Origin of the sequence: Bullifex porci, from assembly GCF_009695635.1 — a bacterium.
Lineage (GTDB): Bacteria > Spirochaetota > Spirochaetia > Sphaerochaetales > Sphaerochaetaceae > Bullifex > Bullifex porci.
The window spans coordinates 120,466-136,678 of sequence record NZ_VUNN01000001.1 but is presented as its reverse complement, the minus strand read 5'-3'; the positions used below and the strand labels follow the sequence as shown (position 1 = coordinate 136,678).

Annotated in this window: 14 protein-coding genes; 3 read left to right on the top strand and 11 right to left on the bottom strand. The window is 35.8% G+C overall.

What is annotated here, in order from left to right:
- Positions 1-424 precede the first annotated feature (424 nt).
- The 5 genes from FYJ80_RS00610 to rplU all read right to left on the bottom strand — a co-directional run bounded on the left by FYJ80_RS00610 (position 425) and on the right by rplU (position 6,812).
- A complete protein-coding gene (locus tag FYJ80_RS00610; protein ID WP_154424190.1) occupies positions 425-2,938 on the bottom strand; it encodes an autotransporter outer membrane beta-barrel domain-containing protein in 2,514 nt (837 codons plus the stop codon).
- Positions 2,939-3,082: 144 nt separating this feature from the next.
- Positions 3,083-5,035: a hypothetical protein gene (locus tag FYJ80_RS00605; RefSeq protein WP_154424189.1), complete on the bottom strand. Its 1,953-nt coding sequence runs from the start codon at positions 5,033-5,035 to the stop codon at positions 3,083-3,085.
- Positions 5,036-5,047: 12 nt separating this feature from the next.
- Positions 5,048-6,022, bottom strand: a complete 975-nt coding sequence (locus FYJ80_RS00600; RefSeq protein ID WP_154424188.1) for a hypothetical protein — start codon at positions 6,020-6,022, stop codon at positions 5,048-5,050.
- A 214-nt stretch (positions 6,023-6,236) separates the two neighbouring features.
- Entirely contained in the window at positions 6,237-6,488 is a 252-nt protein-coding gene (gene rpmA / locus FYJ80_RS00595) for a 50S ribosomal protein L27 (RefSeq protein ID WP_154424187.1), read from the bottom strand.
- Between the two features lie 12 nt (positions 6,489-6,500).
- Positions 6,501-6,812, bottom strand: a complete 312-nt coding sequence (rplU, locus tag FYJ80_RS00590; protein WP_154424186.1) for a 50S ribosomal protein L21 — start codon at positions 6,810-6,812, stop codon at positions 6,501-6,503.
- Positions 6,813-6,958: 146 nt separating this feature from the next.
- Between rplU and FYJ80_RS00585 the strand changes: the two genes are divergently transcribed.
- Positions 6,959-7,489, top strand: coding sequence for a TetR/AcrR family transcriptional regulator (locus FYJ80_RS00585; protein ID WP_154424185.1), 531 nt, complete (start codon positions 6,959-6,961; stop codon positions 7,487-7,489).
- Here the strand turns inward: FYJ80_RS00585 and argS are convergent.
- Together argS and FYJ80_RS00575 are read right to left on the bottom strand one after the other, a co-directional pair.
- Entirely contained in the window at positions 7,481-9,310 is a 1,830-nt protein-coding gene (gene argS, locus FYJ80_RS00580) for an arginine--tRNA ligase (RefSeq protein ID WP_154424184.1), read from the bottom strand. The two genes, FYJ80_RS00585 and argS, sit on opposite strands and share 9 nt — an antisense overlap.
- Positions 9,311-9,350: 40 nt before the next feature.
- Positions 9,351-10,286, bottom strand: coding sequence for a biotin--[acetyl-CoA-carboxylase] ligase (locus FYJ80_RS00575; RefSeq protein ID WP_206360884.1), 936 nt, complete (start codon positions 10,284-10,286; stop codon positions 9,351-9,353).
- 87 nt (positions 10,287-10,373) lie between these two features.
- Here FYJ80_RS00575 and FYJ80_RS00570 point away from each other — a divergent pair, with 87 nt between their 5' ends.
- A complete protein-coding gene (locus tag FYJ80_RS00570) occupies positions 10,374-10,925 on the top strand; it encodes a biotin transporter BioY (RefSeq protein WP_154424182.1) in 552 nt (183 codons plus the stop codon).
- Positions 10,926-10,973: 48 nt separating this feature from the next.
- Complete coding sequence (epsC, locus tag FYJ80_RS00565; RefSeq protein WP_154424181.1) at positions 10,974-11,864, top strand: serine O-acetyltransferase EpsC; 891 nt, start codon at positions 10,974-10,976, stop codon at positions 11,862-11,864.
- On the opposite strand, the gene FYJ80_RS00560 is transcribed toward epsC, so the two are convergent.
- The 4 genes from FYJ80_RS00560 to FYJ80_RS00545 form a co-directional block, all read right to left on the bottom strand.
- Positions 11,845-13,194 (bottom strand): MATE family efflux transporter, encoded by a 1,350-nt coding sequence (locus FYJ80_RS00560; RefSeq protein WP_154424180.1) that lies wholly within the window; start codon positions 13,192-13,194, stop codon positions 11,845-11,847. The genes epsC and FYJ80_RS00560 overlap by 20 nt on opposite strands.
- Positions 13,184-14,476 carry a tRNA (N(6)-L-threonylcarbamoyladenosine(37)-C(2))-methylthiotransferase MtaB gene (gene mtaB / locus FYJ80_RS00555; protein ID WP_154424179.1) on the bottom strand — a complete coding sequence of 431 codons (1,293 nt, stop codon included), beginning with the start codon at positions 14,474-14,476 and terminating at the stop codon, positions 13,184-13,186. Before mtaB ends, FYJ80_RS00560 begins: the two co-directional genes overlap by 11 nt.
- Positions 14,473-15,222 carry a prephenate dehydrogenase/arogenate dehydrogenase family protein gene (locus tag FYJ80_RS00550; protein WP_154424178.1) on the bottom strand — a complete coding sequence of 250 codons (750 nt, stop codon included), beginning with the start codon at positions 15,220-15,222 and terminating at the stop codon, positions 14,473-14,475. The genes mtaB and FYJ80_RS00550 overlap by 4 nt, the downstream gene beginning before the upstream one ends.
- A gap of 65 nt (positions 15,223-15,287) precedes the next feature.
- A complete protein-coding gene (locus FYJ80_RS00545; protein WP_154424177.1) occupies positions 15,288-16,208 on the bottom strand; it encodes a nucleoside hydrolase in 921 nt (306 codons plus the stop codon).
- Between the last annotated feature and the right edge of the window lie 5 nt (positions 16,209-16,213).

The following is a 16,213-nucleotide window of genomic DNA, read 5'->3' as shown; positions in this document are numbered from 1 at the left end:
CCACTCTTATATTCAATTATCTCTATGCAATATTCCGTATATATATGCAACAAACTTGCACAAAAACTATTTTCACAATAAACAATAAATCCTAAGTAATAGAAAAAAAATTACTTAAAAACCTTATCTAGAATATTATATTTCATAAAACACTAAAACTCTTTGTAATTAACATATTCCTATCAATTAAGAAATTGCTGTTTCAATTAATGCAAAGACAATTCAAATTTAAGTTCTAATCCAAAAAGTAAATTTTATGCATAAGGAATAAATTCTAAACCCACAAGGTGACTTAAACATGATATGTGGTTGTGATGAAGAGATATTAATCCAAAGAATTAACTAAGATGATAATCTCCCTTGGCTTACATAGAAACCAAGGGAGAAAGATTTTATCCTAAATGCTGAGGGGCAACATTAAGAATTAGTTGGATTGTTCGGAGACTTCCCAAGTTTGGCCATTAAAAGTTGCAGCATATCCTTCAGGTACATAAATGGTTGGATCAGCTGAGAATGTTCCACCTTTAATTGTTAGCGATCCATTTCCTCCAGTATTTAGTGTTATTGTACCAGTATAGGTGCCACCCTCGATGATAACTTTTGCATTCTTTCTAGCTTCTAAATTATTTATAGAACCATCTTTTATAGTTATAGTTGGTGAATTTGAGCTTGATCCACAATAGAAGGTTGATGAACACTCTATATTATTCAAAATTGCAGTTCCAGTATAGATACTAACATTACCTGAAGTATTTGGAGTAGGTGTGCAGGATATAGTACCTTCGAAGGTGTAATCATCACAATATAATTGAACATAACCAGTTCTGCTGATTGCTCCCTGTGCATTGTTAATAAGATGAATACCACTTCCATAATTAGAAAATGCTTCCGTTATACTTTTATAGTATGATGATTCATAATATCTTGCTACATAACCGGCATTTGCTAATTCTTCGTAATTCATTTTTCTTACAGTCCAGCTTGTATTACCATCATTAGCAACTGCAGTATAATACGCATCAACGTATTGTGATGGATCTGTAGAGAACTGCCCACCAGTAATCACAATATTTGGTGTGTTGATTTCATTAAGGTTATTAATTATTCCACCTGTAATCGAGACCTTATTAACATTACCATTAGTAAGCTTGAAATATGAGCCACATTCATCGCCTTGCTCTGCAAGATCAATTTCAACAACGCCTCTTATATCCCCAGTTGTATCTATTGTAAGATTTACACCATGATATCCTCCATCAGCCCAATCATACACATCAAAGATTACTGACTTATCTGGATTAAAAGAAGACGCGTTGCTATATATTGAAGTATTTCCTATAATTTTATTATTTCCGCAACAGAACGAAATAACATAATCTTTGTAATAATACTGATTCGTTGCATCAATTTCCAAATCTTCTAATGTTAAATTAGCATAATTTTGGATAACTCTTAAAACATCTCTGTTGCTTTTTGAAAGATTAATTTTTCCATTTTTCAGAGTAATAGTTGAGTTTCTTAGAAACTGAAAGCCATTTGTTTCAGTGTTTGTAGAACCAGCACCTGGTCCAACTATTGTATAGGTATGACCATTAAAATCCACAACAAAGTTTTTACCACTTGCTACAGACAGACCTTCGGCATTTGCTACGTCTCTTAGTATTAGAATATTAGTAGTTTCATTCGCATTTACAGGAACAGCATTAATAGCGTCTGCCAAAGTTGCATATGCAGTATTTGTTGTTACATTTAATGCATCAACAGAATTTGAAACTACATAATACTCAGAGAAGTGGTTTGTAGTGAATACAAGTTTACCAGTATAAGATTCATAATAATTGTTGACATCATTTGGTGTTTCACCTTGATTAATAACCTGAATCTCACCTGGTTCAGTTGTATAGTCTGTTCCATTATACTTAACACTAACAGATGTAAGACCTTTTACAATATATGTAGTAATTACAGCATCACCAAATTCACCAGTTTTCTCTTCTTCTCCAACTTTAAGGTTCAGTGAAATACCAGCTACAGCACTTTGATTTCCTTCAACTGTAAATGTGCTATCACTCCCTGCCGCTTCAATATCTTTTACAGACACTTCCAGAGAGACAGTTTTAGAGTCATCTGTGGCAACCAATTTGCCTGCGTTGAATGCTACTGTAGTAGAGTTTTCTGAAGTAGTTTCGTTGTTTGCAGGAGCAACATTTGCATCAAATACAGGTATAGTATTTTTATCAATTGTGTTGGTTATAGTTTCAGTATAGTAGGCTCCAATTGTACCGCTTCCTGTAATCTCGTCAATACTACCACTGATTGTGGTTGTTCTACCACTCCAAACTGTAATAAAGATTTCCTCTGAAGCATTTTCAACGTTACCATTGGTATTGCAATACTTTACTACTACACTATAGTTACCCGCAGATAAGTTGTTATATGTTCCTGAACCGTCTGATAAATTCAAAGTATCAATTATTACTCCTGAAGAGTTCTTGATGACAGCTGTGTTAGCCTTAACGGAAGATGTTACATGAGTTCCTGAGCCTGCATATGTTTTAATACTTACATTATTAAGTACTAAAGTACCAGTTGCTCCAGTGCTTGAAGAAACTTGAATGTAAATTGGAACAGGACTGTCAGCACGAGTAATTAATACGTCAGATGAAGTACCGTAATATACAATAGGCGGCTCACCAGCAACATCTGTCCTCTTTGCGTACAAAGTGAAATCCCAAAGTCCCTGAGAAAAGGTTATTTCCTCACCAAGAGCAACCGATTTATCTGCGACTTCACCAAATTTGAATGGATCACTAGTATTACTCTTTTCTGCGGTGTAATACCACTGAAGCTTGCTGTCTGGTATTGATTCAATATCATATCCGAGGCTCCTGCTTCCTGATTCAACAGAAAAAGTAACTTTGACATGTTCATCAGTCATCACTTTAGGACTGTTATCACATGATACGAACAGAGATGCTATCAGCAACACTGTTAATAAGAAAATGGATAATTTCTTCATTTTATCCTCCTGTTTTAATTTCTATTTCATAAGAGGATGACATCCCCTCAACTGAAAACTTAGTTATATTCCTCCATTCACAACTATCGTCTGTGAACCTTTACCATAATCATTTGAATAAACACAAAGGACCTTATAGGTCATCTTATGTGGTGCAGTGAAAGAAAAAGTCCATTCCGTCTCTTCCTGCTGTCTGTCGTCTAGATACCATTTAACCTCATCAATTGCATAAGTTGGGCGATCATCAACCAGTGTAAAATTAAAAGTTGTTCCTTCTTTTGAATAAGTAAGATGAGCCTGTGGACGTTTGTCAGTTATTATTGGAGTAAAGCCTCCAGAACCATTAATTACCTCGTAGCCACACTTATTACATTTTGTTTCATCAAATACATGCTTTTCCTTAGAATTAGGAAGAATTTCATCACACCATTTACAAGCCTTTTGGTGATATTGGTAATCAAGGGAAACACACTTTGTGTATTCATGGTCTCCTACAACACCTGAAGTAAATGTATTATTTCCGGCTTTTCCACATATACAACTATATTTATAGATATTTGCATGTTCACACGTACTTGATGAAACTAGATAGTCCGTAGTAGTAACTTCTTGATCATAAACATGGTTTGAAACATTTGACTTTGCTATATTACAGTTAATACATAAGTGGTAGTGTTCAGTTTCAGAATAACTCCATATTGTACTAAAGACATGGTTTTTCTTTGGAATTACAACACTATTAAGAGGTGTTACACTAGATTGATTTTCAAAGTTTAGATTACAGCGTGTACAGTGGAAGTGCTGCAATATACCTTCTTCCTGGCATGTTGACTCTTTAAAATTTACTATATAACCAATATGGCCTAATGCTGGTTCATTCTCTATTTCAAAGCGAACTTTCTCACCACACTCAGGATTTCCACACCTTTCTATGTAGTATGCACCTTCAGTACAAGTTGCCTCATGCTTTTCAAGTATTACACCTGGTATATGGTCATGTTCAGGAATTTCAACTGTTATTCTCTTATTACAAACACTACACTCATGATATTTCTCACCCTTAGTGTGAAGTGTTGCATGTATTGTTATTACCCAATCCTTCCAAGTGTGTTCGCTCTTATCAATTTCTGTACCACACCATATGCACTGATACCAGTGGTGGGTTTCACTTTGATGAAGTATATTATCAGAGACATGGTGATCAACCTTAGGAATTGTAACATCGCTAATTTCTTGTGTTCCATTTTCATCACTAAATGCACCACCACAACGGTCACATCTAAAATAGCCAATATTACCTTGACTTAGACAAGTTGGTTCTGTAGGCTCAACCCATACTAATGGATAGAAGTGTCCAACAGCAGGAACAGATACATCATTAACTGAGTTTTGAGCATAGCTATCTGTAAAGATTTTATTACAATCATCACACTGCCAATATTCGATAGAACCATTAGTTGTACATGAGGCTTTTACTTCTGCATGATGAATTAGCTTACCCCAAACAGGAACTGCATCCTTATTATTAGGATCAATTGGCATACCATTGTAAACAAAAGTATTACCAGCCTTCCAACCAATAAAGTGATAACCACTCTTCATTAAGGTTGGAAGATTAGCCCACTTAGGCCCATCCTTATCACCAGTAGTTTTAACAATACTTAGATTTTCTGCCTTAGCTAAGGAGCCTTCTTTAATCTTCTCTACATTTACATCAAGAGTAAGCTCTTTAAGATTTACTGAGTCATTAATATTTTCAAAGCCTGCAAACTCTTTAATTGGCATCGCACCGAAGTCTGTATGTACATACCCAGGAACTGATACAGTAGTGAGTTTTGCACCTTCAACTACCGATGCAATATAGTAGGTTCTATCAGGTGAGAGAGTAAATTTTAAATATGGGTAAATAAAGTAGTTAACATCATTTTCACCCTTACTCACATTGTTTAGCTCTCCAGAGCAGGAAGTTAAAAGTATTAAAATTGATAATAGTAAAAGAAGTACTTTTTTAATCATCTTAACACCCCTCTAAAACCTTATATCTACAGAAAGTGCTATTGGGTCGATAAAATAAGACATGGATGAGTAGTACTTATCTTCGGCTTTACTATAGGATGCTATGAATCGTGTTTGCAGCCCAAAGCTAAGATGTGAGTTGATTATTAAGTCAAGTCTAAGCCTAGCTCCAAGTAAAGAGCTAATACTATAAACATTTGCATTAATACCCATTAAGGCACCAGCAAATATACCAATAGATGAAGTTACTTTGTTTTTGTTTAAAAACTTATAATCAAAGCCACCATAAGCTTTAAAGTAAGTAACCTTAAAGGCATAAGGTATTACTGTTTCTTTCTTCATTTGGTAGCCATATCCACTACCTAAATAAAGTAAAGCTTTCTTACTTATTTGGTATCCAAGCTCACTATCTATTGAATAGCCATAGTTTGTAACAGTAAGGTACTTCGCATCCTTTATATTATGACCATGAATAAAATCGTAGATAGCTATACTATATGGGGATGCTGTAACTCGTAAGGATATCTTCTTATCATTTATTTCCTTTACAGGCAAAAAGCCTACTCTTCCCCTCTCATTCCAGGAACCATCATTACCTTGCTCTTCAAGTGTAAAGATAGATAAATTATTTGTTTTAAAGTTAGAAAGTAATACTTTATTATCACTTATCTCAGTTGGCTCTGAGCCATCTAAAGAATAACGAAGATTACTATTATTAATATTCCAGCTAAAGGAAGCATCAACTGCTTTCTTTTTTGTTTTAAATATTTTTGAAGAAAACTCATTACCATCACTATCAGTGAAGTAAATTACATCAGAGCTTGTAAGATTAATTGTAACAACTCTATTTTCAGGGATAGAGCAATTAACAGCTTTATCATAAGAATAAGCTTTAATATTGCTTGGAACGACAAAGGATACAGTAGAAGCGCATAGTATTGCTAATGAAAATAGTAAATAAAACAAAAGTAAAATGACTCTCTTCATACTTCCCCCATATATGATTTAAGTCAGTGGGATGTTACTCCTACGGGCTACAGCTATATACATTAAGTATCTGCTTTGGCAAAGGTTTTACCTAGTTTAGTAATACCCCCCCCCGGTATGCTTTTGTCAAGAGTTTTTACTTCGTTTTAGCAAAAAAAAACGTAGTAATAGGAAAATCTACTACTACGTTATTAATAATTGTTAACTAACTAGATTACTCAGTTACGATTGTTGCATACTTTCTGTTGTTTCTTTCAATATAAGCAACCTTACCTGCAACCTTTGCAAAGAGTGTGTAATCAGAACCAAGGCCTACATTCTGACCTGGGTGGATGTTTGTACCATGCTGTCTAACTAAGATTTCACCAGCCTTTACATCCTGACCACCGAATCTCTTAACACCAAGACGCTGTGCGTTTGAATCGCGTCCGTTACGTGATGAACCACCACCTTTCTTATGTGCCATGTTAGATCCTCCTTAGCCTTCAATCTTGTTGATTGTAATTAAAGTATATTGTTCTCTGTGACCCTGAGTTCTTCTGTAACCCTTTCTTCTGTGGAACTTATAAACCTTAACCTTATCACCTTTGACTTCGCTGCCAACTGTAGCAACTACCTTAGCACCAGCAACATATGGTGTACCGAAAGTAGCCTTATCACCGTCAACAACAGCGAGAACCTTGTCTGTTTCATAAGCTGAACCCTCTGCGAGAGAGAGAAGATCGACCTGCAGTGTTTCACCTTCAACAGCTTTATACTGCTTGCCGAGAATTTCAACGAGTGCGTACATATCTAAAGTATCCTCTGTATTCTTGTTTTTTCTTTGGCTATTATTAATATTTTTTCTAATTCAAACAATAAGAATAAAAATAAAAACTTCTTTTTTTAAGCTTTTTTCCACTAGATAATCTACCGAACGTTAGATAGAATTAAAACATGACTAAAATAGATATTTTAAATGCATCAATATCAATTATTTCATTAGAAGGCTTTGAAAAGCTAACACTCTCAACACTTGCTGATAAATTAGGAGTAAAGAAGGCTTCAATATACTACTACTTTTCATCAAAGGATGAAATAATACTTTCACTATATGAAAATGCAAAAAAAATACTATCGCGCTTTACATTTAATATTAACTTCTCACTCTCTTCAGCAGAAGTTTTAACTGCTGTATATACTCACTGGGAAAAAATATATAACGATAAGGAGTTTAGCTTATATCTATCACTTATAGAGCAAAGATATATGATCGATGATGAAGCCTTTGAAATAAAGAACTCACTAGATCTAATGATCGAAGCTCAAAGCGATGCTGTAATAGAGAACCTAATTGAGAGAAAAAAGCTTTTCTTTCCTAATAAAAAATTACTCTCCTTTCTTTTTTCTGCTTCAGCAAAGGAAAGCTTAAAAAGAGAGGAGAGTGAAAGCTTTATAGAGGACTTTATCTCTTCATTCTCACATTGACTCTAAGAATGGGATACCAACTAAGCTAAATGCATTCTTAAGGACCTGAAGAACCATCTTAACTAGATTAATTCTTGCAACTACTAGCTCCTTACTATCGGCCTTTAGGATTTGGTTATCATGATAGTAGTGGCTAAAGGTCTTACTAATATCATATAAGAGAGTACAAATAATACTTGGGTCATAACCCTCACCAGCCTTTTTAACTACCTCTGGGAAGGAAGCAATTAGCTTGATTAGTGCCTTTTCATCATCACATGTATATAGTGATGGATCAAATGGAGTATCCTTATACTCATCCTTAACCTCATCAAACTTTGAGAGCATTGAGGAAATACGAGCACCCATGTACTGCAAATATGGTCCAGTATTTCCTGAGAATGCGATAGATTCAGCAGGATTAAAGATCATATCCTTCTGAGGTGTTACCTGTAATAGATAGTAGTTAAGCGCTGATAGAGCAATCTTTCTTGCTGTCTCATCGATATCGCCAACCATATCCTCTCTTTCTTTTTCAATAATTTCTGCCTTTGCAAGCTCAGAAAGGTTAGCTAAGAGGTCATCTGCATCAACAACTGTACCTTCTCTAGATTTCATTCTACCATTTGGAAGATTTACCATACCATATGAAAGATGGTGTAGCTCATCAGCCCAAGTGTAGCCTAATAGCTTTAAGCACTGGAAGAGTACCTTAAAGTGGTATTGCTGCTCTGAAGCAACTACATAAATAAGTGAATCAAATGGATAATCCTCATGTCTTGAAACAGCTGTACCAAGGTCCTGAGTAATATAAATTGAGGTTCCATCCTTTCTAAGAAGAACCTTTTTATCAAGACCGATGTTAGTTAAATCAACCTGGACAGAGCCATCTGTCTCACGATAGAAAACACCCATATCTAAGCCCTTCATTACTTCACTCTTACCAAGCTTATAGGTATTTGACTCATAGTAATATTTATCAAAGGAAATACCCATATTCTTATAGCTTTCAGCTAAGCCATCAAGTGTCCAGCCATTCATCTTCTCCCAAAGAGAAATGACCTCCTTATCACCATCCTCCCACTTTTTAAGCATGCTCTGTGGCTCTGCATTAGCTTTGCTTACTGCTTCTGCTTTTATTTCCTCTTTAACCTTTTCATCATCATTTTCATGACCAAGAAGTGCCTTTTCAACACACTCCTTTTCATATTGAGCATATCTTACATAGTAGCGGCCAACAAAGTGGTCACCCTTTTCTCCTGTTGACTCAGGAGTTTCATCACCACCGAAGGTTTTATAAGCCCACATACTCTTACAAATATGGACACCGCGGTTATTAATCAAATTAACCTTCATAACCTCAGCACCATTTGCCTTTAATATCTCAGATACACTCATACCAAGAGAGTCATTTCTCATATGACCAAGGTGTAAAGGCTTATTAGTATTTGGGCATGAGAATTCAATCATAACCTTCTTTCCAGAAAGAGATGAATTCTTACCAAATGACTCTCCTTCACTGAGGACTTTCTCATAAAGCTCCTTAGCTAAGGATGAGGTATTTAACTTTAAATTTAAATATGGACCTGCAACTAAAAGCTCTCCCTGAGGAAGATCTTCTCTCTTCTCTAAACGAGCTTTAATTTCATTTGCAATAACAGGTGGAGCACTCTTAAAGGCCTTTGCAAATGAGAACATTGGGAATGCAACATCACCCATCTCTGGCTTTGGAGGGGTAAGCACCTGAATATCTACACTTATGTCTGCACCCTTCTCTAAAGCTAATTCTTTAACTTCACTTTCAACTAGCGCTTTCCATTGATCTTTTATTTTTTGTAACATAATAACTCCAAGCTAAATATATAAAATTAATACTTATTTCTCAACAGGGACGGATAGTTACTTCTCCACTAGAAATGTGCTCTATTTCACCATCCTCATACATAACTACAAGATGAGCATTATCATCAACATCTAAACACTTAGCCTTTTTAATACTATCGAGCTTTATAACATTAATATCTAAGCCAATTACAAAGCACTTTTCTCTGTAGCGCTTAATGTAGTTTTCCTCATGTAGAGATGAAAGTACCTTTTCAATTTGCAAAGCTAAGAACTCAGAGCGAGTCAATGGAGCATTTCCATTAGGATAGAGAGAGATACAAATATCCTTTAACTCATCAGGAAAGACTTTAGTTAAGTAATTTACTCCGATTCCTATTATTACCTCACTAACTCTATTTTCCTCTAAGCTAATTACACCCTCAGTTAATATTCCAACACACTTTTTATTATTTAGATAAATATCATTTACCCACTTTATCTTTGTATTAAAGCCTAAGCTATCGATTGCATCGGCAGTTCCTAAGCAGGAACGTGTAGTAACACTTTCTGTATTGAAGCTATCATCATTTTCAATAACTAAGGAGTAGTAGGTTCCCCATTTATTTGAAATAAAGCTTCTACCTCTTCTACCTCTTCCACCTGTTTGAACCTCAGCAATAACTACAAATGGAGCTTTTACTCCACTACTTAATAATCGCTTTGCTTCTGTATTTGTTGAATCAATTTCAGGATAGTAAAAAACTGGAATTTTTATTAAGCCTTCTAGAGTCTCCTTACTCATGATATCATCGCTGATTAGCTTATACCCCTTCTTAGTTAAGCCTTCAATTTCATAGCCACTATCACAAAGAGCCTTAACACCCTTCCATATAGATGCTCTACTAACCTTTAAGAGCTCTGCCATCTCCTCGCCGGAGATATATCTGTCACGATTGTTTTCTAATATTTTTAAAACTTCTTCTTTTGTTGACATAGCTAAATAATAAATCATTTGTAAAATTGGCGATAGACAAAACATACAATTATTTGTAAACTCTGATTCGTTCTTTGGAGGTTTACAATGAATAGAACAAAGATTTTAAAGACAGTTACAATCGCACTCTTTGCAGCACTAATTGCAGTAGGAGCCTTCATCAAGATTCCTCTCCCACCAGTTCCTATCACACTTCAAACACTCTTTACTTTGATCGCAGGACTACTACTTCCTCTTTCAATTAGTACAGCCTCTGTATTTGTTTATCTATTCTTAGGTGCCATCGGCTTACCTATCTTTACATCTGGTGGTGGTATCGCAGCTCTTACAGGACCAACAGGTGGTTACTTAATTGGTCTTCTACCAGCTGTAATAGTTGCAGGCTTAATGCTTAAGAAGAATAAGAAGTACTCCTTTATCTACTACTTAATCGTTTCTATCGTAGCAACTGTAGTTATTTACATACCTGGCTTATTCTGGCTTGGATACTCAAGACATCTAACACTTGCTCAAACGTTAGCAGGAGGACTCACTCCTTTTATTGTTGGCGATGTATTAAAAATGATAGTAAGCTCACTTGTTGCATTTAAGCTTCGTGACTATGTTGGCAAGCTATTAAGCGAAAACGAAGAAGAATAATTAGTTTTTCTCTTTTTATTCACTCGATTTTGGTGTTATATTTCGTCCATGAATGTTGAGCGATATATTTGCAATTATTTAGCATCATTTGATAGAGTAAAGAGAGTACACCACTTTCAAGGCTTAACGGCTCTTCCTAGGATGGAGGATGTAGCAACATTAATAAAATCCCTAATGGAGCTACTCTTTCCCGGAAGAGCTAAAGAAAGTTGCTGTGAAACACTTGAATGTGTTATTAAAGCCGAGATGGAAAGATTTTCATCTATCTTAGAGGAAGAGGCTCTACTAGCTCTCCTCTATGAGGGCTTAAGCCAAGAGGAAGCTAAAAAACGAGTTGAAGAAATAGTTGATATAGTATTAACAGAGCTTCCAAATATTCGAACACTTATAAAAAAAGATGCTGAAGCTGGCTTTAAGGGCGACCCAGCAGCTAGAAGCCAACACGAAATAATTCTCTGCTATCCAGCATTAAAGGTATTAGCTGTCCATCGTGTTGCACATCTATTATTTACAGAGAAGCTTCCATTAGTTCCAAGAATGATGAACGAGCTTATGCATAGAGAAACTGGTATTGATATCCACCCAGGTGCTCAAATTGGTGAAAGCTTCTTTATTGACCATGGAACAGGTGTAGTAATTGGTGAAACAACAGTTATTGGAAACAATGTTAAAATCTATCAGGGTGTTACCTTAGGAGCACTATCCTTTCCAAAGGATGGCTGTGGTATGCTATTAAAGGGAGCAAAAAGACACCCAACTATTGGAAACAATGTAACAATTTATGCAAATGCAACTATACTAGGTGATATAACAATTGGGGACAATACAACAATTGGCTCCTCAACCTGGATTAAAACCTCAATTCCAGCCAACTCTCGTGTTATGATCCCAGACCCTGAAATAATTATTACAGAAAGAATTAAGAGGCAGCCCTCTTAAACTCCTTACTAGTTATATATCTCATTGTAAGGTAGCTAGCCATACCTCCAACAAGGTTACTAATAGGTTCTGCAGCAACTACACCATCACTACCCATAAAGAGTGGAAGTATAATTGTTAGTGGAACTACAATTATTATCTTTCTAAAGAGGGAGAAGAATATTGCTTGCTTTGCTTTTCCAAGTGCAACAAAGGTGCTTTGACCAACCTGCTGGAAGCTCATAAATACAAAGAGTGAGAAATATATTCTTAACGCCCTAGTAGTTACCTCTACCATTTGAGTATCACTTGAGAATAAGCGGATGTACATCTGCGGGAAAAGCAAGATAGTAAGTGTAAAAATAGATGTAAATGTCGCAGATACCATTATAGCAAAGTTACTTGCCTTCATAACTCTATCAAAGCGCTTAGCTCCATAGTTATAGCTCATTACAGGGCTAGTAGCACTTGTAAGGCCATTTACAGGAGTTGAGAAGATCTCTCTTACAGAGTTAATAATAGTAAATGCACCAACTAAAAGATCTCCACCATATAAGAGTGCCATTCTATTACAAACAATTTGTACTGCAGAGTTTGTTGCACCCATAATAAAGCCAGAGGTTCCGAGAGTTACTATACTCTTTACTCTCTTTGCTTCAAGAATCATTTCCTCTCTTTTAAGCTTTAATATAGGCTTAGAGCTAGTTAAGAACTTAAGTACCCATAGTGCTGATACACATTGTGAGATACAAGTTGCAAGGGCTGCACCCTTAACGCCCCAACTAAAAATAAAGATAAATAGTGGGTCAAGGATAAAGTTTAATAGTGCACCTATTAAAACAGTCTTCATTCCAATATTTGAAAAGCCCTGGCTATTAATAAATGCATTCATTCCAGTTGCAATTAAAGAGAATGTAAAGCCAATTGAGTATATTCTTAAATACTCAATTGCATAACTAATTGTTTTCTCACTAGCACCGAAAATATATAAAAGTGGAGAAGCAAAGCACTGTGTAATAATAGTTAAGACTACTCCAGTAATTACTAATAGAGCGAAGCTATTTCCCATTATTAATCCTGCTTCCTTTAAATTCCCCTTTCCTCTTTCGATACTCGATAGAGGACTTCCTCCATTAAAGCCATAGAGGTTTGTAAAAGCAGCAACAATTTGAATGATAGGAAAGCAGAGACCAACACTAGTTAGTGCAATTGGCCCAACACCTGGAATGTGTCCTATGAATATTCTATCGACAATAGAATATAATAGATTAACAAATTGCGCTGCGATCATAGGAAGCGCAAGTCTTATTATTGTTGATTTTACTTTTGGAGAATCAAAATCAGCTTTCATCTACAATAAATACACCTTTTTTTTCTATGTGTCCCTTTAATATCTCACCTCTTTGAGCATTTAATGGAACACTATCTATCTTTACCTTTAAGTAGTTTCCGGTAGTTCCATAGAACGCACCATTTTTCCTACTTTCTAATAGTACCTCGCTTTTTTTACCAATTTGACGAGTGATATAAGCATCACTTAGCTTATTTGAAAGCTCTCTTAAAATTAAAGCTCTCTCATCTCTTACTCGCTCCTCAACTCTATCTTTTGCATTCATCAATGGAGTATCAGGACGAGGTGAAAATGGGAAGACATGAAGAGCTGCAAATTGCTTCTCCTCTAAGAAGCGTCTTGTGATCTCAAAGTCCTCTTCCTCTTCTCCAGGAAGTCCTGTTATTACATCACAAGCTATAAAAGGGTCATCCTTAACAGCTCTTAAATTAGATATAACCCACTCTAAGTGTGAAGCTGAATACTTTCTATTTACTCTCTTTAATACCTTATCACTTGCACTTTGAAGAGGAATATGAAAGTGAGGATGCATTCTTACATCACTACAAGCCTCAATTAGCTTTTCATCAATATGGTCAGGCTCCATAGAGGATAGTCTTAATCTTGTATTAAGAGAGAGCTTTGGTAATAAGCGTAGTAATACACCACCAAGACCTTCTCCCTCATGGTCATACATAGTAAGGTTAACACCAGTTAGAACGATCTCTCTAAAGCCAGAGCGCTCTAGCTCTAAGGCTCTAGCAATAACCTCATTAGGATCTAAAAACTGACTTTTACCTCTTGCAATATGAACACGGCAGTAGGCACACTCATTATCACACCCCTCTTGAATCTTTAAATATGCTCTAGAGTGGTATGAAAATGATTGAGCATTGTAGCTAAATGGAGAGGTTTCAACCTCTGCAAATGATGAAACACTATCAAATAAAGAGATATTAGCTACTAGGGAGGTTTTTATATGCTTAGCTAAATCAAGTAGAGATGCCTTCTTAACAAGAGGAATACAAATAATATTATCGCTTAAGCTCTTTATCTCCTTTTCATTCATCTGAGCATAGCAGCCAGTGACAACTACTGCTTCACCCTTCTTTGAAAAGATTCTAATCATCCTACGAGCCTTTTGCTCTGCCTTACTCGTTACAGTACAGGTATTTACAATATAAAGAGAGGCTTCATCATTTTCCTTTACAATTTCATAGCCTTCCTTTAAGAAGCTATCACAAATTGCTTCACTCTCACATTGATTAAGTCTACAGCCAAGAGTATAAACACAAACCTTCAATGATCCCCCTCCTGCTCAGCTAGAGTATTTAATACCTTCTCTATCGCAACCTGAAGTGATAATCTCATCTCCTTAGCGTAAGGATTATATTTTTGAAGATCATAAAATAGTGTAATTGGGTCATTACAGGTTTGCTCAACTATAGTCATCAAAGACTTATATCCTTGAGTTGCAATAGGAGTTGGGCACATTCCTAGCTCACTTAAGGTACGACCAACGAAGTGTGTAACGCCTTGAGAGTAAGCAGCCTCCTTATCGTGGTGACGAGGAGTCATCTCGAGTACATCAAGACCAATACGTACAAAGTAATCCTTAATTAAGGTATATCTTTCATCCTCACTAATTTTGCAAAGTACAATAGGTAATCCCTTAATTCCATTTTTAGCACTATCAGGGCCAAACATTGGGTGTGATGCAATTAAACAATACTCATCCTTATTAAGATTATTTTGCATCCACATTGTTGGATATGTTTTTACAGAGCAAGTATCTAATACTATTGCACCCTTTTTAATTCTTGAAGAGACACGCTTTAACACATCCTCAAAAGATGAAATAGCAACACAAAAGAATAATATATCTGAAGAGAGGACCTCATCCTCACTCACCGCTTCAACACCAAAAGGTAATTTATGATTACTTCTTGAGTATCCAACTACTTTAGCATCGCTTGAAAATGGATGACGAGCTAACATAGAAGCCCAGAAGGAACCAAATCTACCAAGTCCATATACACCAATCTGCATAGGACAAAGATATATTTATTCTTTCTTTTTTACAATTATCTAAATAAAATTGTATACAATTATTACTACTTCAAAGCTCTGAAGGCCTTAAAGAAGAGCTCCCAAAACCTCTCTAGGTTTGCATCAACACCTAAAAAGACCTTAGCATTTTCATCGATATCACTAGTAACAGTTCTACCATATGTTAATGCTCCCTTAGTCTCAACATGTACATTACGCTGTTCAAATTTAAATATTGTAGGGTCAGCTAAATATGCAATAGTACATGGGTCGTGCATATGAGGCATTGAGTTATTATTTATCTTGTTTGCTTTAATATAGAAATCAAGCTGTGATAGCAAAAGCTTTTTATAGCTACTATCCTTTTCACTCTTTATTTTTTCAAGTATTTCTTCATCAAGAATTACTTTAAGAGTAACATCTAAAGGCATAGCAACTACTTCAGCACCACAGTTAAAGACTATCTCAGCAGCCTCAGGGTCTCCCCAAATATTAAACTCTGCACTATCAGTTGCATTACCTCTTCCCATAGAGCCGCCCATTACAACTATTCTCTTTAAGCTCTTAGCAAAATCTGGATGAGCTTTAATACAAATTGCTAAATCTGTATATGGACCAACAGAAACGAAGGTAATCTCTCCTGGGTTATTTAAAACTGTATTAATTGCCCAAAGAATACCATTACCCTTACACTCCTGCTTCTTTCTCTTTTCAAAGGTAGTGCCATCGAGTCCACTCTCACCATGGAAATCACCTGCAGCAACTACATCCCTTAAAAGAGGCTTTGATGAGCCATAAAATACAGGGCACTCAAGGCCTACTGCCTCTGCAACATTTAATGTATTTTCTAGCGTTTTAGAGAGAGCAACATTACCATTAGTTGCAATTAATCCTAAAACGTCAATTTCATCTCTTAGTCCAGCTGCCATTGCAATAGCAATTGCATCATCATGACCTGTATCAACATCAAAAATAATCTTTTCCATATTGC